The 20,800-nt window shown below is 76.3% G+C and carries 20 protein-coding genes; 5 read left to right on the forward strand and 15 right to left on the reverse strand.

The annotated features are described in order from the left end of the window. Window positions 1-281: 281 nt before the first annotated feature. Together HNR61_RS41985 and HNR61_RS41990 are read left to right on the forward strand one after the other, a co-directional pair. On the forward strand, window positions 282-2,015 hold the full coding sequence (locus HNR61_RS41985) for an ABC transporter ATP-binding protein/permease (RefSeq protein WP_182848718.1): 1,734 nt from the start codon (window positions 282-284) through the stop codon (window positions 2,013-2,015). Next, window positions 2,012-3,724, forward strand: coding sequence for an ABC transporter ATP-binding protein (locus tag HNR61_RS41990; protein WP_182848719.1), 1,713 nt, complete (start codon window positions 2,012-2,014; stop codon window positions 3,722-3,724). Before HNR61_RS41985 ends, HNR61_RS41990 begins: the two co-directional genes overlap by 4 nt. A 32-nt stretch (window positions 3,725-3,756) precedes the next feature. On the opposite strand, the gene HNR61_RS41995 is transcribed toward HNR61_RS41990, so the two are convergent. From HNR61_RS41995 to HNR61_RS42035, 9 genes are read right to left on the reverse strand one after another with little or no spacing between them, the layout of a single operon-like run. Beyond that, window positions 3,757-4,500, reverse strand: a complete 744-nt coding sequence (locus tag HNR61_RS41995) for a maleate cis-trans isomerase family protein (RefSeq protein WP_182848720.1) — start codon at window positions 4,498-4,500, stop codon at window positions 3,757-3,759. After that, window positions 4,497-5,147: a hypothetical protein gene (locus tag HNR61_RS42000; protein WP_182848721.1), complete on the reverse strand. Its 651-nt coding sequence runs from the start codon at window positions 5,145-5,147 to the stop codon at window positions 4,497-4,499. The genes HNR61_RS41995 and HNR61_RS42000 overlap by 4 nt, the downstream gene beginning before the upstream one ends. Continuing rightward, window positions 5,144-5,926 (reverse strand): SDR family oxidoreductase, encoded by a 783-nt coding sequence (locus tag HNR61_RS42005; protein WP_182848722.1) that lies wholly within the window; start codon window positions 5,924-5,926, stop codon window positions 5,144-5,146. Before HNR61_RS42005 ends, HNR61_RS42000 begins: the two co-directional genes overlap by 4 nt. Further along, the gene (locus tag HNR61_RS42010; protein WP_182848723.1) at window positions 5,923-6,870 is read right to left on the reverse strand and encodes a hypothetical protein; all 948 of its coding nucleotides are present in this window, start codon (window positions 6,868-6,870) and stop codon (window positions 5,923-5,925) included. The genes HNR61_RS42005 and HNR61_RS42010 overlap by 4 nt, the downstream gene beginning before the upstream one ends. Then, entirely contained in the window at window positions 6,863-7,588 is a 726-nt protein-coding gene (locus tag HNR61_RS42015) for a hypothetical protein (RefSeq protein WP_182848724.1), read from the reverse strand. Before HNR61_RS42015 ends, HNR61_RS42010 begins: the two co-directional genes overlap by 8 nt. Next, a complete protein-coding gene (locus tag HNR61_RS42020) occupies window positions 7,585-8,742 on the reverse strand; it encodes an aromatic ring-hydroxylating dioxygenase subunit alpha (RefSeq protein ID WP_182848725.1) in 1,158 nt (385 codons plus the stop codon). The genes HNR61_RS42015 and HNR61_RS42020 overlap by 4 nt, the downstream gene beginning before the upstream one ends. 10 nt (window positions 8,743-8,752) lie before the next feature. Next, complete coding sequence (locus HNR61_RS42025) at window positions 8,753-9,715, reverse strand: alpha/beta hydrolase family protein (RefSeq protein ID WP_182848726.1); 963 nt, start codon at window positions 9,713-9,715, stop codon at window positions 8,753-8,755. Further along, a complete protein-coding gene (locus tag HNR61_RS42030) occupies window positions 9,712-10,509 on the reverse strand; it encodes an oxidoreductase (protein ID WP_182848727.1) in 798 nt (265 codons plus the stop codon). Before HNR61_RS42030 ends, HNR61_RS42025 begins: the two co-directional genes overlap by 4 nt. 37 nt (window positions 10,510-10,546) lie before the next feature. Then, window positions 10,547-12,184 carry a nitrilase-related carbon-nitrogen hydrolase gene (locus tag HNR61_RS42035; RefSeq protein ID WP_182848728.1) on the reverse strand — a complete coding sequence of 546 codons (1,638 nt, stop codon included), beginning with the start codon at window positions 12,182-12,184 and terminating at the stop codon, window positions 10,547-10,549. Between the two features lie 85 nt (window positions 12,185-12,269). Between HNR61_RS42035 and HNR61_RS42040 the strand changes: the two genes are divergently transcribed. Next, complete coding sequence (locus tag HNR61_RS42040) at window positions 12,270-12,551, forward strand: Dabb family protein (protein ID WP_182848729.1); 282 nt, start codon at window positions 12,270-12,272, stop codon at window positions 12,549-12,551. Window positions 12,552-12,554: 3 nt separating this feature from the next. Further along, complete coding sequence (locus HNR61_RS42045; protein WP_182848730.1) at window positions 12,555-13,244, forward strand: hypothetical protein; 690 nt, start codon at window positions 12,555-12,557, stop codon at window positions 13,242-13,244. Here the strand turns inward: HNR61_RS42045 and HNR61_RS42050 are convergent. Continuing rightward, on the reverse strand, window positions 13,132-13,740 hold the full coding sequence (locus HNR61_RS42050) for a carboxymuconolactone decarboxylase family protein (RefSeq protein WP_182848731.1): 609 nt from the start codon (window positions 13,738-13,740) through the stop codon (window positions 13,132-13,134). The genes HNR61_RS42045 and HNR61_RS42050 overlap by 113 nt on opposite strands. A 95-nt stretch (window positions 13,741-13,835) precedes the next feature. Here HNR61_RS42050 and HNR61_RS42055 point away from each other — a divergent pair, with 95 nt between their 5' ends. Continuing rightward, window positions 13,836-14,186, forward strand: coding sequence for a winged helix-turn-helix transcriptional regulator (locus HNR61_RS42055; protein ID WP_182848732.1), 351 nt, complete (start codon window positions 13,836-13,838; stop codon window positions 14,184-14,186). A gap of 197 nt (window positions 14,187-14,383) precedes the next feature. Here the strand turns inward: HNR61_RS42055 and HNR61_RS42060 are convergent, their stop codons facing one another. From HNR61_RS42060 to HNR61_RS42080, 5 genes are all read right to left on the reverse strand, one after another. Beyond that, on the reverse strand, window positions 14,384-15,358 hold the full coding sequence (locus tag HNR61_RS42060; protein WP_220510443.1) for an alpha/beta fold hydrolase: 975 nt from the start codon (window positions 15,356-15,358) through the stop codon (window positions 14,384-14,386). Window positions 15,359-15,492: 134 nt separating this feature from the next. Beyond that, entirely contained in the window at window positions 15,493-16,914 is a 1,422-nt protein-coding gene (locus HNR61_RS42065; protein ID WP_182848734.1) for an aldehyde dehydrogenase family protein, read from the reverse strand. After that, window positions 16,911-18,053 (reverse strand): FAD-dependent oxidoreductase, encoded by a 1,143-nt coding sequence (locus HNR61_RS42070; protein ID WP_182848735.1) that lies wholly within the window; start codon window positions 18,051-18,053, stop codon window positions 16,911-16,913. Before HNR61_RS42070 ends, HNR61_RS42065 begins: the two co-directional genes overlap by 4 nt. Continuing rightward, entirely contained in the window at window positions 18,050-19,486 is a 1,437-nt protein-coding gene (locus HNR61_RS42075; RefSeq protein WP_182848794.1) for an aldehyde dehydrogenase family protein, read from the reverse strand. Before HNR61_RS42075 ends, HNR61_RS42070 begins: the two co-directional genes overlap by 4 nt. Further along, window positions 19,486-20,754, reverse strand: a complete 1,269-nt coding sequence (locus HNR61_RS42080; protein ID WP_182848736.1) for an acyl-CoA dehydrogenase family protein — start codon at window positions 20,752-20,754, stop codon at window positions 19,486-19,488. The genes HNR61_RS42075 and HNR61_RS42080 overlap by 1 nt, the downstream gene beginning before the upstream one ends. Window positions 20,755-20,800: the final 46 nt, after the last annotated feature.

The raw sequence follows: 20,800 nt of genomic DNA on the forward strand, positions 1-20,800 counted from the left end.
GCGCGGGCCCGTCCGGAGACGCCTCTCGGACGGGCCCGCCCGGTGCCGGTGGCTCCCCGGGAAGCCACGAGCAGGAGAAACGTGCCACCGCCCCATCCCGCCCGCGGCGGCGGCCCACACCCCTCCCGGGGCCGGAACGCCCGCCGTGACCACCGGCGCGCCGCCTCCCGTCACGGCCACCACGCCCGCGCGACACCGGACGCCCCGCCTCCCGCCGGACGGCGGCCGACCCTCCACGGTCGCGCGCCGGCCCCCTCCTCCCACGCCTGGAGCGACCGTCGATGATGCTTCACCCCGAGCTGCTGCGCGCGGCCCGTACCGCTCCGGCCCCGCTGCTGCGCGCGACCGCCCTGCTCGCCCTGGTCACCCTCGCCCACGCCGGTCAGGCCGTGCTGCTCGCCGTCACGCTCGCCGACATCGCCCGTGGCCGCACCGGCCGGCTGCCCGTCCTGCTCGGCGCGGTGGGCGCGGTGCTGGTCCTGCGCGCGATCCTCGTCTGGCGGCAGCGGGTGGCCGCCGCCGACGCCGGGGCGCGGATCCGGTCGAACCTGCGCGACGAGCTGCTCGTCCAGCTCGGCCGCCTCGGCCCCGCGCACGGCGACGCCACCCGGGCCGGGGCGCTGCGCGCGACCGTCGTGGACGGCGTCGAGGGCGTCAACACCTACCTGTCGCGTTACCTGCCGCAACTGGCGGTGGTGTGCGTGGTCACGCCCGTGCTCCTGGTGGGGGTCGCCGTCGTCCACGTGTGGGCGGCGGTGGTCCTGCTGGCGGCCGTCGTCGCGGCGCTGTCGGTTCCGCGGCTGTGGGACAGGGCGCTGGCGGCGCGCGGCAAGGAGCACTGGGACACCTACGAGGGCCTGGCCGCCGACTACCTGGAGTCGCTCCAGCAGATGCCCACCCTGCGCGCGACCGGGGCCGTCCGGCGCAGGCGCGAGGCGTTGGAGGAACGGTCGCGGCGGCTGCACCGGGCCACCGTCGCCAAGCTGCGGGTCTCGCTGGTCGACACCGCGCTGACCGACCTCGCGATCCAGGCGGGCACGCTCGGCGCGGTCCTGCTGGCCTGCGCGTCGGCCACCGCCGGACGCGCGACGGGAACCGGGTCCTACCTGCTGCTGATGCTCGCCTCCGAGTGCTTCCGGCCGCTGCGCGACCTGTCCCGGGAATGGCACGCCGGGTACGTGGGCGTCTCCGCCGCCGACGGCATCGCGGCGCTGCGCACCGCCCGGCCCGCCGTGCCGGACACCGGGACGCTCGCCCCCGCGTGGCCGTCGCCGCCCGCCGTGGTGTTCAGCGGCGTCCGCTTCGCCTACCCGGGCGCCGGCCGCCCCGCCCTCGACGGCGTCGACCTCGAATGCCCCGCGGGCCGCACCACCGCCCTGGTGGGCCCGTCGGGCGCGGGCAAGTCCACGCTGCTGGCGCTCCTGCAACGCCACCACGACCCCGACGCCGGAGCCGTGCTGCTCGACGGCCTGGACGTCCGCGAGCTGTCGCTGGCCGCGCTGCGCCGCTCCATCGCCGTGGTCTCCCAGGACGTCTACCTGTTCGCCGCCTCCATCGCCGACAACCTGCGGCTGGCCGACCCGGGCGCCACCGACGAACGGCTGGCCGCCGCCTGCCGCGACGCCGGGATCCACGACGAGATCACCGCGCTCCCGGACGGGTACGCGACCGTGCTGGGCGAACGCGGCGCCACCCTGTCGGGCGGCCAGCGGCAGCGCCTGGCGCTGGCCCGCGCGCTGCTCTGCGACGCCCCGGTCCTGGTGCTGGACGAGGCCACCAGCGCGGTGGACCAGCGGCGCGAGCACCAGATCACCGAGGCGCTGCGCCGCGCCGCGCGGGGCCGGACCTGCCTGGTCGTCGCCCACCGGCTGGCCGCCGTCCGGCACGCCGACCGGATCGTGGTCCTGGACCGCGGCCGCGTCGACGACGTCGGCGACCACCGGACCCTGGCCGGCGCGGGCGGCACCTACGCCGCGCTGGCCACCGCGGACCTGAGCCGCCGGGGGGAGCGATGAGCCGCCCGCACGCCCTGCGCGGCCTGCTCCCGGCGCTGCGGCCGCACCGCCGGACGGTCGCCCGCACGATCGTCGCCTGCCTGGTCGACCAGGCCGCGCTCGTCGCCCTGGTCACCCTGCTGGCGCACACCGTCGGACGGGCCGTCGTCGACGGGGCCGCCCCCGGCCCCGGCACCGTCGGCGCCCTCGCCGGGCTGGTCCTGCTCCGCTCCGTCGCGACCTGGCGGCAGATGGACCTGTCGCACGACCTGGCCTACCGGGTGCTCGCCGAGCTGCGGGTGCGCATCTACGACGGCCTCGCCCGCAGCGCCCCCGCCCGCGTCGCCGGGCGGCGCAGCGGCGACCTGGCGGCGACCGCGATGAACGACATCGAGGCGCTGGAGTTCTTCTACGCGCACACCACCGCGCACCTGCTGGCGTCGGGGCTGGTCCTCGCCTCCGGGACGGCCGTGCTCGCCGTGCTCGACCCCTGGCTGACGCTCGCCGTCCTGCCCGCGGCCGCCGCCCTGCTCGCGCACCCGCTGCTGGGCGACCGCGCCCGCACCGCGCGCGGGCAGCAGGTGCGCGCCGCCACGGCCCGCCTGTCGGCCGACGCCGTCGACACCGTGGACGGCATGCGCGAGCTCCTCGCCCGCGACGCCCTCGACCGCCGCCGGCGGCGGCTCGTGGACGTCGGCCGCGGGCTCGCGCGGGCCCAGCGCGCCGAGGCCCGCCACGACGGCGCCTTCACCGCCGTCCAGGACGTCCTGGTGGTGTCGGCCCTGATCGCCGTGGTCGCCGTCGTGGCGGGGAACGCCGTCCGGGCCCCGGCCGCGCTGGCCCTGGCGGTCGCGATCCTGGCCCCGGTGGCGGCCTCCGCCGACGCCCTGCGGCAGGCCGGCAGCCTGCGGGCCTCCGCCGTCCGGGTGAGGGCCGCGACCACCGCGCCGCCGACCGCGCCGCCCCCCGCGCGGCCGCGTCCGCTGCCCGATGGGCCGCTCGGCGTCCGCCTGCGCGGCGTCCACTTCTCCTACGGCGGCGCACCCGTGCTGCGCGGCCTGGACCTCACCGTCCCGCCGGGCCGCACCGTCGCGCTCGTGGGGGCGTCCGGCGCGGGGAAGACCACCCTGGCCCACCTCCTGGCCCGCTTCTGGGACCCCACGGAAGGTTCCGTGGAGCTCACCACCGGCGACGGCGCCGTCGACCTGCGCGACCTCCCCGACGGGGACCTGCGTTCCGCGGTCGCGCTCGTCGGCCAGGACGCGGCCCTGTTCCACGGCACGCTCCGCGACAACCTGCGCCTGGCCGCGCCCGGCGCCGACGACGCCCTCCTCGACCGGGTCGCCGAACGGTGCGGCGTGGACCGGATCGCCGCCGCCCTCCCCGACGGCCCGGACAGCGTCGTCGGGGAACGCGGCGCGACCCTGTCCGGGGGCCAGCGCGCCCGCGTCGCCCTCGCCCGCGCCCTGCTCGCCGAGCCCCGGGTGCTGGTGCTCGACGAGGCGACCGCCCACGTGGACACCGTCGGCGACGCCGAACTGGCCCGCCTGCTCGCGGGCCGCGACGCCACCACGATCGTCATCGCCCACCGCCCGGCCACCATCCGCCGGGCCGACCACATCGCCGTCCTGGAGAACGGCCGGATCATCCAGGAGGGCACGTGGGACGCCCTCACCGCGGCCCCCGGCCCGCTGACCCGCCTCCTGGACCCGGCCCCGGGGACGCCCTGACCGGCGGGCCCGGCGGCGGCACGGACGCGGCGTCAGAACTCGCGCAGCAGACGCCCGGCGCCGGGGACGCGGTCCTCGACGCCGTTGTCGCGCAGCGCCATCCACCAGGTGGCGGCGTTGATGGCGACCACCGGCAGGCCCAGCCAGCGTTCGGCCTCGTCGGCCAGGCGCACCATCGACAGGTTGGTGCCGCACTGCACGATCGCGTCCACCCCGGTCGCGGCGAGGCCGCGCAGCGCGTCGCGCAGCCGGTCCTCGCCGACGTGCGCGATCGACACCGCCGTCGGGCAGCGCAGGCCGACGATCTCACCGACCTCGAAGCCGATCTCGGTGAAGAACGCCCGCACGTTGGCGTCGCCGACCGGCTGGTAGGGGGTGACCACCCCGATGCGGCGCGCGCCGAGGAGCCGCAGCGCGCGTTCGCACGCCTCCGCCCCGGTGGCCACCGCCAGGCCGGTGATGTCCTCGATCTGCCTGACGAACGCCCGGTTGCCCTCGACGCCGCCCCAGAACGTCTCGGCGGACATGCCCATGACCATGTAGTCGGGCTCGCAGGTCATGACCCGTTCGCAGGCCGCGCCGGTCTCGGCGCGGATCTGCTCCAGGAGCCGTTCCATGCCGGCGTCGCCGTCCATGTTCTGGTCGCGGATGTGGATGCGGGAGAAGTGCGCGGTCACGCCGGGCACCGCCATCCGGTAGAAGTCGGGCTCGACGATGGTGTTGGTGGACGGGGCGATCACGCCGAACTTGCGGCGCCAGCCCAGCGCGTCGGTCATGGGGTCACCGGCTCCTTCACGCGGACGGTCTGGGACAGGCGCCAGGCGGCGTAGGCGAACGCGGCCTGGGTGAGGGTGTTGCAGCCCTGCTCGACCCACTGCAAGGCGACGGTCTGGTCGGGGCGGGCGGCGAGCGGCCCGAGGACGTACTGGCCGGTCAGCCAGAGCCCGAACAGCGCCGAGGCGGCCGGGTCCCCCTCGGCGCGGCCCAGCAGGGCGAGCCGGACGGCGGCGACGCTGACGGCCGCGATCGCCAGCACCATGGCGGGCCAGGTGTCGCGCAGCGCCGCCGAGGCGGCCGGCCCGAGCACCGGGAACGCGGCGAGCGCGTAGGCCAGGGCGCGGTGCGTCCGTTCGGCGGGCTCGGGGTACAGGGCCCGCGCGAGCAGGGCGAAGCCGACCAGCAGCAGCGGGAACAGCGCGCCCTCCAGCCAGGCCAGGTCGGGGCCGTCCAGCGCGACGACCAGCTTCCAGGACGCCTTGGCGAACCCTCCGGCCCCGGCGCACGCCCCCGCCAGCAGCGCGATCCTGGCGGCGCGCGGCCCGAACCGCGCGCCGACGTAGGGGACGAGCAGGACGACGCCGGTCGTGGTGAGGACGACCGGCACGAAGTCCTCGACCGCCAGCGTCACCGGGTAGTCGGTCACGGCCCCTCCCCGAACGGGTCGCGTTCGCGGAAGGCGGCCGTGGCGAACCGGACGGCGGCCTTGCGGCGGGTCAGCCACGCGACGCGCCCGCCGTTGGCGGTGCCCGCCAGCACCCGGTCGGCGAGCCAGGGCGTGACCGTCTCGACCCGGTCGGCCAGGATCGTGAAGACCCTCCTGGCCTTGGCCAGCTCCTCGGGTGGGTAGTCCTGGACCAGCAGGTCGGTGACGACCATGCCGGGGGACAGGTGCGCGGCCCGCACCGGCGTGCCCCGCAGCTCCCGGGCGAGGGCGTCGGTGAGGTAGGTGACGGCGCGTTTGGTGGAGCCGTAGGCGATCAGTCCCGGCACCGCGCGGCCGTCGCTGCCGAGGCCCTCCATGTTCCAGACGGTGCCGCCGCCCTGGGCGCGCATCCCGGCGACGGCGACGGCGCTGCCGTGCAGGACGCCCAGCAGGTTCGCCGACACCAGGTCGTCGAGCCGCTCGGGGGGCTGCTCCCACAGGGGGCGGCGGGCGGTGGAGACCCCCGCGTTGTTGATCCAGTGGTCGATCCGGCCGAACGCCCCGGCGGCGGTCTCCCACAGCGCCCGCACCTGGTCGCGCCGGGAGGTGTCGCAGGGCAGCCCGACGGCGCGGTCCCCGGCGTCCAGCTCGGCCAGGGCCCGGTCCACCGACCCGGCGGCGCGCCCGCAGACCGCGACCCGGCAGCCCCGGTCGAGGAAGGCGCGCGCCAGCCCGAGCCCGATCCCGCGCGTCCCGCCGGTGACCACGACGGCGGTCACGCCTGCTCCCAGAGGAGCACGCCGTGCAGGACCCCGGTCAGGACGTTGCCGCGCGACAGCTCGTAGACCACCGTCAGCGTCGTGCCCGCCCGCATCCCCGGCGAGGCGTCGACCATGAACTCGCGTCCCCGGACCGTCCAGGCGTCGCCGAGGTGCAGCAGCGGGTAGTTCGCGCGCCCGTAGGCCTGGGCGTTGCCCCAGGCGTCGGGGCCCTCGTAGAACGACCGGAACCCGTCGCGCCGCCACTCGGTGACGAACGCCCGGTCCAGCTCCCCGCTCCAGGTCGTGCGCAGCCGGGTCCGCAGCAGGTCGAGCGGCTCCAGCTCGATCGCCACCGCGACGTCGCCGACGAGCCTCTGGTCCGCGCCCCACAGCTCGCACGTCCCGCGGTAGGCGCCGCGCCGCTTGGTGGGCAGGACGAACGGCGTCGGGCCGTCGCGGGTCTCGTCCGCCAGGAACGCCTTGATCGCGGCCCGGGCCGCGGGATCGTCGTCGTGGGCGGCGGCGCGCCGGTAGACGCCGTTGAAGCAGCCCACCACCGCCCACCCCTGGTACAGCACCGACGAGTACACCTGGGTCTCGCCGTCGGGGAGCACGTGGTTCCAGGTGTTGAGGCTCACCTGCCAGCCGGGCCCGTAGTAGCGGGCGTCCACGAAACCGCCGTAGGGCTGGCCGGAGCCGTGGAAGTCGGGCCCGGTGTAGAGCCGGTCCCGGTCGGAGTCCACCACCCCGAACGCGAACGGCGCGCCCAGCCGGAACCGCCCCGCCATCGGGCCGCCGCCCTCCAGGCCGCCGTCCATGTAGTAGGTGGTGACGCCGTCCTCGAACACCGACGAGCGCCGGATGTCCTCGAACCCCAGCCACGTCCCGGCCGCGTCGAACAGCGACGGCCGCCCGTGCCACTCCCCGGCGATGCGCCGCTGCCAGGTGCTCGGCTCAGCCACCGCGCACCTCCGGGGCGACCAGCTCGGCGCGGATCTCGTCGGTGCGCCCGCCGCCGAGCAGCCGGGACACGTTGGCCCATACCGGATCGACCTCGCGGCTGAACAGCGCGGCCCGGTTGCGGGCGTCGCGCGCCGCCAGGTCGGTGTCGGCCAGGGTGTCCGCGACGTCGCCGGGCAGGCCCTTGTCCAGCAGCGTCCGCCAGTGCGCCAGGTAGGCGCCCACGAACCCGCCGACCCTGCGGAACCGCTCCTCGTCGGTGCGGTGCACCAGCATCCAGGGCGACATCATCGCGTACTGCCGGGGCGAGATCGCCGCCCGCGACGCCCCGAACAGCGCCGCCGCCTCCTCGAACGCCGGGGTGAGCGGCTGGAAGGCGGCGTTCAGGTACTCCAGGTGCGAGGCCAGGTCGGCGCGCGGCACCAGGTCCAGGTGGAAGGCCAGGGAGCCGCCCGCCTCCACCGCGTCCAGCGTGAAGTGCGGCACCGCCGACTCCGGCGGCGTGAACGCGAACAGCATGTGGCTGTCCATGCCGATCGGCGGCACCGTCAGCCCCACGTACACGACCTTGGCCAGCCGGACGCCGCGCAGCACCCGCAGCCGGCCCACCGGCTCGGGCGACACCGGGCCGACGAGGTCCTCCTCGCGGACCGGACGCAGGTCGTCGGCCTCGGCGAGCGCCGCCATGGTCCGGTCGCTCAGTTCCTTGGGCAGGCTCACGCGGTCTCCTCCTCGGCGGGGGCGTCGGGTGTACGGCCGCCCGGCGCGTCCGCGCCCCGCGCCCGGTGCGTCCAGGCGCGGGCGAGTTCGGGGTTGTCGCGGCGGGCGGGGGAGGGGATGACGGTGGCGGTGCGGCGCGGCCCGTCGCCGGCGGCGGTGTCGTCGTCGCCGACCCACCATCCCCGCTCGATCAGCGCGCGGCGGCGGCGCCGGTAGGCGACCTGGAGGGCGTCGCTGCGCAGGTGCAGCTCGTCGGCCAGGTCGAACGGCAGCAGCTCGGGCCGCTGGTTCTCCACGATCGGCCTGTCCTGGAGCAGGATCTTCTCGATGCGCCGCAGCGCGTTGCGGTCGGCCCAGCCGCCGGTGAAGAAGTTCCGGTAGCCGACGATCTTCACCAGGGTGCGGTCCCGCGACAGCGGGATGTTGTGGTCGTACAGGATCAGGTCGCCGAACGGCAGCCGCACGTGCAGCTTGACGATGTTGGGCAGGTACCAGCCGTTGGTGACCACGACGGTGTCGGGCCGTGTCCGCGACAGCAGCCCCCACAGGCCCTTGGGCGGGGGCGGGCTGAGCAGGATGTCGGCCTCGGCGGACCAGTCGTCCCCGGTGATCTCGAAGTCGGGGATCTGCGGCCGGTCCGGGTTGCCGAACGAGGTGCCGTGCACGAACGGCGTGTGCGCGGCGTCCACGACGTTCTCGAAGGTCCGCTCGTAGTTGGCGGCGATCTCCATCTCGAAGTACACCGCCCGGAACGACGGGTCGTCGTGCTGCGGGAAGTGCGGGATCGGCGGCCGCTCCTCCTCGGGCAGGTCGCCGAGGAAGGCCCAGACCATCCCGTACTCCTCCCGCACCGGGTAGGAGTCCACGCGGGCCTTGCGGGGGATGCCGCGCCCGTCGGGATTGGCGGGGATCTTCGTGCAGGCGCCGTCGGGCGCGTACTCCCACCCGTGGTAGGGGCAGGCGATCCCGTCGTCGCCGACGAGCCTGCCCATCGACAGCGCGCCGCCGCGGTGGACGCACAGGTCCGACAGGCACACCACCCGGCCGTCCCGCCTGCGGTAGAGCACGAAGTCCTGCCCGAGGCAGGTCACCCTGCGCGGGGCGCGGGTCACGGCGTGCGCGAACTCCACCGCGTACCAGAAGTTCTTGAGCATGCGGGGCTCCTTATCGGCGCGACAGCCGGACGAGCGCCGGATCGGCGTCCGGGACGGCGTCCTCGCCGCGCAGGTGGGCGCGCAGGAACGCCGCCACCAGGTCGGTGAAGGCGCGGCGCGCGGCGGCCGGATCGCCCTCGGCCGCCAGGTCGAGGAACGCGCGCGCCGCCGTCGGGTCGGCGGGGTCGGCGAGCGCGAAGTGGTTGGCGCCGGGCAGCACGGCCAGCAGGTCGTCCGGCCCCGACAGGCCCTCGTGGAAGGTCCGGGACACCGGGTCGGCCGCGGCCCCCGGAACGGCGTCCTGCCCGTAGCGGTCGGAACTCCCCATGATCACGCCGTCGCGGGTGCCGACGCCCAGCAGCACCGGGCACTCCACCTGCGCGGGCAGCACGGTCCCGGCGGGCCAGCCGAGCATCGTCGCGACCATCGTGTGGGCGCCGTAGGCGAAGCAGGCCCGCACTCCCGGCAGGAACCGCGCGGACTGGAGCGCCACGGTCCCGCCCGCCGAGTGCCCGCCGAGCGCGGCCCGGTCCAGGTCGAGCATCCCCTTGAGAAGGTCGACGCCGTCCAGGGAGGCCAGCACCGCGCCGATCGCCGGGCAGGTCGGCCGCGTCCCGTACACGCCGGGCCGGGCCGCCTCCAGGTCCATGCCGGGGGTGAGGCCGACCTGGCCCCCGAACAGCTCGCCCACCCGGTCGAACGTCACCACGACGAACCCCCGGGCCGCCAGGTCGGCGGCGAGGGTCCGGTAGGCGTCCTGCCCGACGTTCACCCCCGAGCAGAACAGGACCACCGGGTACGGGGCGCCGCCGGGGTCGGGCGGGATGACGCCGGTGAGCCGTTCGGCGTCGGTGCCCTCGGGGCGCGCCGGGTAGTAGATCTTCGGGTGCGCGGTGTCGAACGGGGGCTCCCCGCCGGTCCGCGCCGCCCACCACAGGCTCCGGACGACGGTCCCGGTCGCGTGCGCGGTCATGCGCCCGGCCTCGGCAGGACGCGGTCGCCGCCCCACAGGCCCCGGACGAGCCGGTCGGTGGTCTCCCGGCCGAAGTAGCGGACGCCCATGACGTTGGCGGGGTCGCGTTCGGCGATGTTGCGGCGGATCGCCAGGTCGGTCGCGGCCAGCCCGGCCCGTTCCGGCCCGGGGACGGGCTCGGCCCCGTCGACCCAGCGCAGCCAGCGGTCCACGTGCTCGTGGGTGAGGCGGTGCACCAGGCCGAGGAGCCGGTCCGAGCGCGGGAAGGAGTAGCACTGCGCCGTGGGCGACAGGCTCGCCCGGATGAACCCGGCGCGGCTGGTGAACCACTCCAGTTCCGGGTACTCCTGCCTGACCGCGAGCCACTGCTCGTTGAGCGGCTCGTAGTACCCGCCGTCGGCCGGCAGGTTCACGCGCGGCACCGAGTCCAGGTAGAACCAGCCCTCCGGCCACACCAGCAGCGCGATCCCCAGGTGCGGCACCCGGACCTGCGGGCCGAGCCACACCGTCAGGTGCAGGTTGGCGAAGCCGGCCTTCGGGTCGCCGAGCCAGGAGTGGACCATCCAGTCGACCTCGGGGCCGGTGAAGGCGGCGAGCCGCCCGCCCGGCCCGTCGGGGTGGGAGCCGTAGGACTCCAGGGGCTCGGTGGAGGGGTCGCGGCGCAGCTCGAACCGCGCGTCGATCTTCGCTTTCAGCTCGGCCAGCAGCTCCTGCCAGCGCTGGAAGGTCTCGGTCACGTCCACGACGGGGGAGGAGTCCACCATCTGCTCGACGTGCCGCAGGGTCTCCTTCAACGGAACTCCGCTCGGTGGGGGATCGGGTCGGGCGCGGTCAGGGGGTGGCCGCGGCGAGCGAGGCGACGGCGCGCCACGGGCGGCCGGCGACCAGGTCGGTGTTCTTGGACACGAGCCGGTTCACGGCCCGGGCGGGATGGATCGGCGCGAGCGTGACCGGGCCGTCGGCGCGGGTGACCAGGGGGTGGCTGATGCGCCCGGTGAACGGCCCCTCCCACGCGGTCCACAGGGTGAAGTCGCCCGACAGCGCCAGGACCAGCCCGGCGTCGCCGCCCGCCGCGACGACGTTCAGCCGGTTCTCGGCCGCCCTCTCCAGCAGCCCGAGCCCGGTCTCCCACGGCTCGCGGGGGGTGAACGGGACGGCCAGCGCGTCGGCGTCGGCGACGGCGGCCAGCCGCGCGGTCTCCGGGTAGAGGGCGTCGTCGCCGACCATGATCGCCAGCCGCCCCCAGGGCAGGCCGAACACCTCCAGCCCGTCGCCGAGGCGGGTGGCCCACGCCGCGTGCCGCGCGCTGCGGTGCAGCTGGCGCTGCGTGTCCACCAGGCCGTGCGCGCTCACCAGGCACCCGATGTGGGAGTCGCCGTCGCGGACGCTGGTCACCGCGTGCGCGGAGGTGCCGCGCAGCGCGTCCGACAGCACCCGCGCCGTCCTGGTCGCCGACGCGTCCGGCCCGAACGCCAGCTCCGGCAGCACCACCAGGTCCGCGCCGCGCAGCGCCGCCTCCCGGGCCAGCGCGCCCGCCTCCACCGGCGCGGCGGGCCGGACCACCGCCGCGGTGATCTCCTTGGCGCCGGGCGGGGTCGTGCGCGGGCGGGGCGGCGACACGATGGGCCCGTACAGCTCCGGCCGCCGCGCGGCGAACACGTCGGTGCCGTCCGGGCGCGTCTTGTCGTCGGCCGCCGCCGGGTCGATGTCGGCGACCACGACGGCCTCGCCGGTGCGCGGGCCCCGGGCCACCACCGTCCCGTCGGGCGCGACGACCTGGCTCTCCCCGGCCCCGTGCAGCCATTCGGGCGGCACGCCCAGGCGCTCGCTGATCGCGGGCAGGTGCTCGGCCGGGAGCAGCGGCCCGACCTTGTTGGCCGCGACCACCCACACCCGGTTCTCGGCGGCGCGCACCGGCACGTGCAGGGACGCCTCGTCGGTGGCGAACGAGTTCAGCCCGTTCAGCAGCACCTGCGCGCCGCGCACCGCGAGGTCGCGGCAGACCTCGCCGAGCACCCCCTCCATGCAGGCGTACATGCCGAGGCGGCCGAGCGGCGTCGGCACGACCGGACCGGCCGTGGCGCCGGGGTCGAGGTGGTCGCCCTCGGCGCCCATCAGCACGAGCTTGTCGGAGGCGGCCAGCAACGTCCCGTCCGGGCCGTACAGCAGGTTCGTCCCGGTGGTGCGGCCGTCGTCGCGCGCCAGGGTGACGTTCAGCTTCAGGTGCACCGCGTGCCGCCGGGCCCGTTCGGCGACCGCGGACAGGAACGCGTCGCCGGGACGGCGCGCCCTCTCGTGCGCGGCGGCGCGGGACGGGTACCACGACAGGTGGTCGCAGAACTCCGGAAGCACGACCAGCCGCGCGCCCTCCGCCGCCGCCCGGTCGATCATCCGCAGGCAGGTGGCGAGGTTGGCCGCCACGTCCTGCCCGACGGCGAACTGGACGGCGGCCACCCGGACCGGAGCCATCGCGCCTCCTCGGTTCCCCTAGCGAAACGATGTTTCCAAAACATACAATCGCCGGGCCGTCCTGAACAGAGCCCGGGAGGATCTGTTGCTCACCCATGTCGTGTTGATGAAGTTCGCCGACGCCGCCGACGCGCCCACGGCCAAGGCGCTGCTGGAGGGCCTGACCAGCCGGGTCGGGCAGATCCGCGGCATGACGGTCGGGCTGGACGTGGTGCGCTCGGACGTCTCCTACGACCTGTGCCTGGTCACCACGCACGCGTCCGTCGAGGAGCTGCGCGGCTACCAGGACCACCCCGCGCACCGGGAGGTCGCGTCCTGGCTGCGGCCCCGGCCGGCGGCCCGCGCGGTCGTCGACCACGAGGGCTGACCGGTGCTGTCGGCCGCGCTGGCCGGGCTGGCGGCGGCGCAGGCGGTCCTGGCCGGGCTGGCGCTGCGCCGCCGCGACCCGCTGCTCGCGGCGGTGGGGGCGGGGATCGCCTACGACTCGGCGGTCATCGGCCTCGGCGCGTCCCTCGGCGAGGGGGAGGCGCTGCGCGCGCTGAGCGTCGGGCGGTTCGTCGGGCACGCCGTGCTGACGCCGCTGCTGGTCGTGTGGGCGGCGCGCCTGGGGTTCCCCCGCCGGGTCCGGCGGGCCGCCTGGGGCGTGGCCGCCGCGCTGGTGGTCCACGGCCTGGTCACCGAGGTCGCGGGCCTGCGGCTGGAACCCCGGCACTACGCCGACACCCTGCGGCTCGCCCCGGCCGAGTCGGGTCCCCCGATCCCGGCCCTGGTGGCGCTCGCGGTCGTGGGGGCGGCGGCCTGGCGGACCCGGCGGCGCGCGCTGCTGGCGGCCACGGCCGTGACGTTCGCGGCGTCGGGGGCGGCCGTCGCGGTCCCGCCCCTCGGCAACCTCGGCGAGGCCGTGCTGCTCGCCGCGACGGCGCTGACCCGGCGGCCTGCACGGCGGCCTACGGCGGACCGCCACGGTCGTCCGCCCGGCGGTCCGCCGGACCGGCACGGCGGACGTCGGCGAAGCGGGGCGCGCCCGGCTCCGGGGGGACGCGGGCGGCGGTCGCGGTGAAGCTGATGGCGTGGTACCAGCCGCACAGCATCAGCAGGTCGAGGAGCTCGGGCTCGGTGAAGGCGGCGGCGAGCCGGGCCCAGAGGGCGTCGTCGACGTCCGAGGTGTCGTGCAGGGCGTCCACCGCGCGGATCAGCAGCCGTTCGCGCTCGTCGGTCCAGCAGCCGTCGTCCGGGCCGCCGTGGGTGAGCGAGGAGATCTGCGGCGCGGTCAGCCCGGCGCGGTCGGCGAACACCAGGACGTGCACCCCCCACTCGTACTCGCAGCCGCAGCGGGCGCAGGTGCGGTCGATGACGATCTCCCGTTCCCGCAGCGACAGCGTCAGGTCCCGGCCCAGCTCGTAGCGGCCCCAGCCGCTCATCGCCCCGGCCATCGGCAGGTTGCGGACGAGGGTCCGGAACAGCGCGATCGGCGCGGTCCCGGCCGGTGTCATCCGCGCCAGCCGCTCCTCGACGTCGGCGGGGTGGGGCGGTTCGAGCGGGGTGATCCTCGGCATCACGGCCTCCTGCCGGGCCCGGACGGCCGGGCGTTTCGGAAAAAGAAACAGTGCCGGGAGGGTAACGTTTCGAAAAACGAAACACAAGGAGGGGCATGACGAGGACTCCCCGTCCCGGGGCGCCGGTCCGCGGGTCGCGGACCGGACGCCCGATCATGGCGGCGCTGGACCTGCTGGGCCGCCGCTGGGCCCTGCGCCTGCTGTGGGAGCTGCACGCCGGTCCCGTCGGGCCCCGCGCCCTGCTGTCCCGCTGCGAGGGCCTGTCGTCCAGCGTCCTGTACCAGCGCCTCGCCGAGCTGGGCGACGCCGGCCTCGTCGCGCGGACCGAGGCCGGGTACGCCCTCACCGCCCTGGGCGCCGACCTGGTCCGGGCGCTGGGCCCCCTCGACGCCTGGTCCGAGCGGTGGTCCCGCGCCCTGGAGGACCCCGGCGCCCGGGAGGGGTAGACGGTGTTCCCCAAGCCCTGGCCTGTGGCGCTCGCCCGGGGACTCGCGCCTTACCGGGTCTTGGCGAGCGCGACATCGCTCCGCGATCCGACCCGCGGGCCCTCGCCTCCGGCTTCGGGTCCGCGGGTCGGGCAACGCGCTCGCGTGCGTGGCCGGGGCCAGTCTGGAACAGGGACCGGCCCCGCTTCGCGAGAGGGTCAGGACGCGCCGGCGAGCGTCTGGGCGGCCCCCGCGTTCAGCAGGCCCTGGTAGTAGGCGCCGCCGGGGTAGTGGTCGGCGGTCCTGGTGCCGTCGAAGGCGTCACGCGCCCAGCCGACCGCCAGGGTCTGCAACGCCGCGACGTTCCTGGCCTGCGGGGTGCCGCACGCGACGGTGCCGACGGTGTCGGTGCTGGCGCCCTCGGCGTCGGTGTGCGCGCCGGTCGTCAGCCGCACGCCCACGAACGGGCGGTGCAGCTGCGCCTGGACGACGGCGGTGCCGGAGCCGTTGCTGTTGCAGGAGTAGCCGGGCGCGGAGATCGTGTGGATGGGCAGGGTCGTGTTGTCGAGGTGGTTGAGGGACGCGTCGGTGTTGTTGCCGACCAGCGACTTCACCGGGTCCAGCAGCACCACGCCGCGCACCGTCGGCCAGGCCGCCGGGTAGGCCGAGCGGAGGCGCTGCGTCACGTACAGGGCGGCCTCGCCGCCCGCCGAGTGGCCGGAGAACACCTTGTTCCGCGGCAGCGTCAGGTCCGGGCGGCCCGCCGCGTTCCTGGCGCGCGTGAAGCTGCGGCCGAGCTTGTCGTTGGGGTCGGACGCCTTGCCGAACAGGTCGGCCACGTTGTTGAGGAAGCCGGTGTTGTTGCCGAGGTTCTGGAGCGTGCAGCCGTAGAGGTCGGCCGAGGGCAGCGTCGGGGCGAACACCACGTACCCGGCGGAGGCGTACTTCCCGGCGAGGTCGGCCATGTGGTCGTTGGCGCGGCCGAAGCCGTGCTGGAGCCAGACCAGCCCCCTGGGGGCGCCGCCGGGGAGGTACCAGTCGGCGCTCTGGTTGCGGATCGTGAACGCGCAGCGGATCTCGACCGTGGTCTCGATCCGGGTGACGGCGGCGTGGGCGGGGGCCGCCGCGAGGGGGGTGAGCAGAGCGGCGACGGCCGCTCCGGCGGTGAGACCTGACGCGAGAAGACGGGTCACGCGCATGTCGCCTCCGAGGGCAACAACTCCGTTTCCTATAGGGAAACGGAGTTTCCAATGTGTTGAAGCTCATACAAGAGCGCGCGCGGCCCCCGGTCAAGGTGTTTCCAGAACGCTGTTCGGTAACGGTCGTGTCAGGAGGGGTAGCCGCCCGCGGGCATCCCCGCGCCGCCCGGCCGGAACGCCGCCGGGGCGTGCACCGCGCAGGTCTGGACGTACTCGCGCAGCCCCTCCACCCCGTACTCGCGGCCGTGCCCGCTGCGCTTCACCCCGCCGAACGGCGCGCGCAGCGCCAGCCCCGTGCGGTTGTGCGTGTTGACGAACGCGAACCCGGCCTCGAACCGCCGCGCGAACGCGAACGCGCGCTCCTCGTCGGCCGACCACACCGACGCGCCCAGCCCGAGGTCCCCGGCGTTGGCGCGGGCCAGGGCCTCCGCCTCGGAGTCGTAGACCAGCAGCGGCACCGTCGGCCCGAACTGCTCCCCGGCCACGACCGGCGCGTCGTCGTCCAGCCCGGTCAGCAGCGTCGGCCGCACGAAGTACCCGGCGTCCATCGCGGCCCGCACCGCGCCCAGCTCCGTCACGTCCGCGCCGCGCGCCGCCGCGTCGTCCACCAGCGCCCGCACCCGCGCGGCGGCGTCCGCCGAGACGACCGGGCCCACGGTCGTGCCCGCCTCCAGCGGGTCGCCGAGCACCAGCGTCCGCCGCGCCGCCGCCAGGTACGCCTCCCGGAAGTCGCCCAGCATCGCCCTCGGCACGTACAGGCGTTTGGCGGCCACGCAGACCTGGCCCGCCGTCGCGAACGACGCCATCACCAGGCGGTCCATCGCCGGGTCCGACAGGTCGGCGTCGTCCAGGAACACCGCCGCGTCGTTGCCGCCCAGCTCCGTCACCACCGGGGTGAGCGCGCGGGCGGCGGTCGCGCCGATGTCGCGGGCCGCCGCCGCGCCGCCGGTGAACGCGACCCGGTGGACGCGGGGGTGCCCGACCAGCGCCCGCCCGGTCTCCGCGCCGCCCTGCACGACCCGCGCCAGCGCCTCCGGGAACAGCGCGAGCACCGCCCGCACCGTCAGCGGCGCCAGCGGCGACGGCTTCACCACCACGGTGTCGCCCGCCGCCAGCGCCGCGCCCACCTTGAGCACGGTGAGGATCACCGGGGCGTTCCACGGGGTCACCGCCGCGACCACCCCGTAGGGCCGCCGCCGCAGCAGCAGCCGCCCGGCCGCGTCGTCGGTCTCGCGGTCGGCGAACGCGGCGGGCGCGTGCTCGGCGGCCCACCGCAGGTAGGCGGCCGAGAACCGGATCTCCCCCCGGCAGTCGGCCAGCGGCTTGCCGGTCTCGCGGGCCAGCAGCCCGGCCGGGCACGCCGCGTCGAGCGCGTCGGCGACCGCCGCCAGCACGGCGGCGCGTTCGGCGACGGGCCGCGCCGCCCAACCCGGCTGGGCGGCCTCCACCGCGCGCACGGCCGCGTCCACCGCCCGCGCGTCGTCGACCGGGACCCGCCCGACCTCCTCGGCGACGCGCGCCGGGTTCTCCCGGACGATCCACCCGCTCACGCCGGGACGTCCCGCAGCGAGGCGATCATCGAGGTGCGCAGCAGGTGCGCGCGCAGCCGCGCGGGGTCGGCGGCCAGCGCCCGCAGGTCGTCGTGGCGGGCCGCCGGGTCGCGCAGCCGCTCCCAGTTCGCGTGGGTGATCCGCCGGACGTAGGTCAGCGCGACGGCGCGGCGCTCCTCGGCGGCCTGGTCCAGCAGCCGGTCGTCATGCCCCGCGGCGACGTCGGCCAGCGCGCCGGCCAGCAGCACCGCGTCGTGGACGCCGCTGTTCATGCCCATCCCGCCGAGGGGGTTGTTGACGTGGGCGGCGTCCCCGGCCAGCACCACGCGCCCGTGCCGGAACCGCGCGGCGACCCGCTGGTGGACGCGGTACAGGCTGGCGTGCGCGACGTCCCACTCCCGGTCCACGACCCCGCGCAGCCGTCCGGGCAGCCGCGCCATCTCGTCGGCGTCGCCGGTGCCGTCCGCGGTGGGCAGCAGGACCCGCCAGTGGTCGGGCGTGCGCAGCAGCACCAGCCACTCGTCGGGGTCGAACAGGTAGTTCACCGGCGCGAGGCCGGGGATCAGCGCGGCCAGGTCCTCGCGGGTGGAGGCGACCAGGAACCGTTCGGGATAGATCATGCCCTCGAACGCGATCCCCAGGGACCGCCGCACCGCCGAGCGCGCGCCGTCCGCGCCGACCAGCCAGTCGCCGTGGACCCGCCGCCCGTCAGCGGTCACCGCCACCACGCCGTCGGCGTGGGGCAGCACCTCCCGCACCGGCGACCGGAACCGCACCTCCCCGCCCAGCGACGCCAGGTGGTAGCGCAGGATCGGGGTGAGCCCGCTCTGCTCGCACTGCACCCGGAACGGGAACGGGGTGTCGTCCGCCAGCACCGACAGGTCCAGCTCGGCGACGACCCCGCCGCGCCGCTCCCGGTACTGGAACGTGCGCGCGACCAGGCCGCGGGCCATCAGCTCCTCCACCACCCCGAGATCGGCCAGCATCTCCAGGGTCGGCGGGTGGAACGTGGAGGCGCGCGACTCGGCCGCCAGCACCGCACCCGCCTCCAGCACCGTCACCTCCAGGCCCCGCCGCGCCAGCGCCAGCGCGGCGGTCAGCCCGACGGGCCCCGCGCCCGCCACCAGCACCCGCGTCACGACGGCTCCCGCGAGTGCAGGGCGAACCGGCCCTCGACCCCGACGACCCGCGCGCCGGTGAAGAACCGCAGCGTCTCCACCGTGCCCTCCTCGCCGAGACCCGACATCCCCCACGCCGGGCGCGGCGCGAACAGGTGGAGGCTCATCACGCTGGAGCCGTTCACCTTCACCTCGCCCGCCCTGATCCGCCGCGCCACGGCCAGCGCGGCGTCCTCGTCGGAGCCGACCACATAGCCCTCCAGCCCGTGGCCGGTGCCGTTGGCGAGCGCGACCGCCTCCTCGACCGTCGCGTACGGGTGCACGGTCGCGACCGGCCCGAAGATCTCCTCGGCCGCCCGTTCCGGGGGAACGTCCGAGACCAGGGCGGGGGACAGGTAGTTGCCCTCCCCGGGCACGGCGGTCGCCATGGTGATCCGCCCGCCGAGCGCGTCGCGCCGCGCGGCGACCAGCGCCCGGTGCCGGGAGTGGACCAGCGGCCCGAGGTCGGTGCCGTCGTCCAGCGGCGGCCCGGCCCGCAGCGCGCCGAGCCGCGCCTCCGCCGCCGCGAGGACCTCGTCGGCCAGCCCGGCGGGCACGACCAGGCGACCGAGCGCGCGGCACCACTGCCCGTTGAGGGTGGTGAGCAGGTCCACGGCGGCCCGCGCCGCCCGGTCGGGGTCGGCGTCCGGCATCACGACCAGGGGGTTGTTGCCGCCCAGTTCGAGCTGGGCGGGCTTGAGCCCGGCGGCGCACGCCGCCGCCACCGCCGTGCCGCCCGCGGTCCCGCCGGTGAACGACACCGCGCGCACCCGGGGGTCGGCGGTGAGCGCGGCCCCGAGCCGGCCGTCGCCGTGCAGGAACTGGAACGTCCCGCGCGGCGCGCCCCGTTCGGCGAGCACCGCGTCCACCGTCTCGGCGAGAAGCTGCGTGCCGTAGGGGGCGTACTCGCTCGGCTTGAGGATCACCGGGCAGCCCGCGGCGAGGGCGCTGGCGACCTTGTGCGCGGCCATCGGCGCGGGCGCGTTCCACGGCACCAGGCACAGCGCCGGGCCCCAGGGCAGCCGCCGCACCTCCACGCCCGGGCCGGGCCGCTCGGTCAGCACCCCCGCCCGCAGCCGCTCGGCCGCCAGCCGGAACGAGCCCGACACGATCGCGCCGAGCGGCGCCGTCTGCCGGATCGGCACGCCGGTCGCCCGCGACTCCAGCTCCGCGATCGTTCCGGTCACCGCCTCCAGCGCGGCGGCGACGGCGTCGAGGACCTCGGCGCGTTCGGCGTCGGGCGTCCCGCCCCAGCGCGGGTCGGCCGCCGCGAGCGCGCGCTCGGCCCGCGCGCCGCCGGACACCGCGGCCGGACGCAGCTCCGCGCCGGTCGCGGGGTCCTCCAGCACCAGGTCCAGGACGCCCTCCACCGGCGCCCACTCGCCCGCGACCAGGTCGCGCGGCTCGGCGGGCATCACCGGGACACGCTCGCGAACAGCGCGTTCTCCCGGTCGGACGTGATCATCTGGGCGGCCTCCAGCCGTCCCCGCTCGGCGGGGAACGTCATCACCAGGCCCATCGCCAGGTCGCGCAGCCCCCGCCCGATCACCCCGTCCATGGTGGCGGCGGAGGTGCCGCACGCCTTGAACGCGCCGACCGCCACCTGGAAGCACGCCTCGGCGATGTCGCCCTTGCCGATCCGCCACTGCCGGTACACCTCGCGCCGGGGCCGCAGCGGCGGCTCGGAGGTCTCCAGCTCAAGCTGGCGGCGCGCCCACAGGTAGGCGGTCTCCAGCCGCTCGGCCATCTCCCCGATGATCATCTGGTGCATGGGCGACGACGCGACGGGGCGGCCGGTGTCGGCGAAGGTCTTGCGGGTGAGCCGGTCCACGGTGAAGTCGTACACCGCCTGGGCCGCGCCGAGGTAGACCGCGGAGATCGCCAGCTGGTTGCCGACGAAGCTGCCCCGGCTCATCCGCAGCATCCGCACGAACGCGCCGGGCACCGTCAGCGCCTCGCCGGCAGGGACGAACACGTTCGTGAGCGTGACGCCGTGGTTGGCCGAGGCGCGCATGCCGAGGCCGTTCCACGGGTCGCGCGACCTCACGCCGTCGGCCTCGCGCGGCACCAGGAACAGCGCCAGCCCGTCGGCGTCGTCGGTGCCGTCGAGCCGGGCCGTCACCAGGTAGGTGTCGGCGACGCCGGTCGCGCACCCGAACGACTTGACGCCCTCCAGCACCCAGCCGCCGCCGGCGGGGCGGGCGGTGGTGGCGATGGCGATGTTGGCGCCGGAGCTCTTGACCTCCTCGCTGGCGAAGTTCGCCATCCACGTGCCGCCCGCCATCCGGGTCAGCACCTTCTCGGCGAACGCCCGCACCACCGGCGCCTCGTCCGCGTCGAACAGCCCCGCGTCCAGGGCCTCCAGCGGCAGCAGCCCGCGCGAGGCGCTGGTGTTGTGGAAGAAGAACGCCAGCGCCGTGGACGGGCAGGCGCCGCCCATCGCGTAGGTCGCGGCGGCCAGGTCGCGCAGCCCGCCGCCCAGGCCGCCGAACCTCTCGGGCACCACCAGCCCGAGCAGGCCCGCCTCGCGCAGCAGCGCCACGTGCGGGGAGGGGAACTCGGCGGCGGCGTCGGCGGACGCGGCGGCGGCGCGCAGCGCCGGGAGCACCGCCTCCACCCGCTCGGCCCGCGCGCGCTCGGCGTCGGTCATGGTCTCGACGAGGCGTTGGCCCGTCAGGGTCATGGGGGGAGGTCCCTTCCTTGTCGCGAAAGCAGGCGGTGGGGGTGTG

The sequence above is a fragment of the Actinomadura kijaniata genome (assembly GCF_014138665.1).
GTDB classification, from domain to species: domain Bacteria; phylum Actinomycetota; class Actinomycetes; order Streptosporangiales; family Streptosporangiaceae; genus Spirillospora; species Spirillospora kijaniata.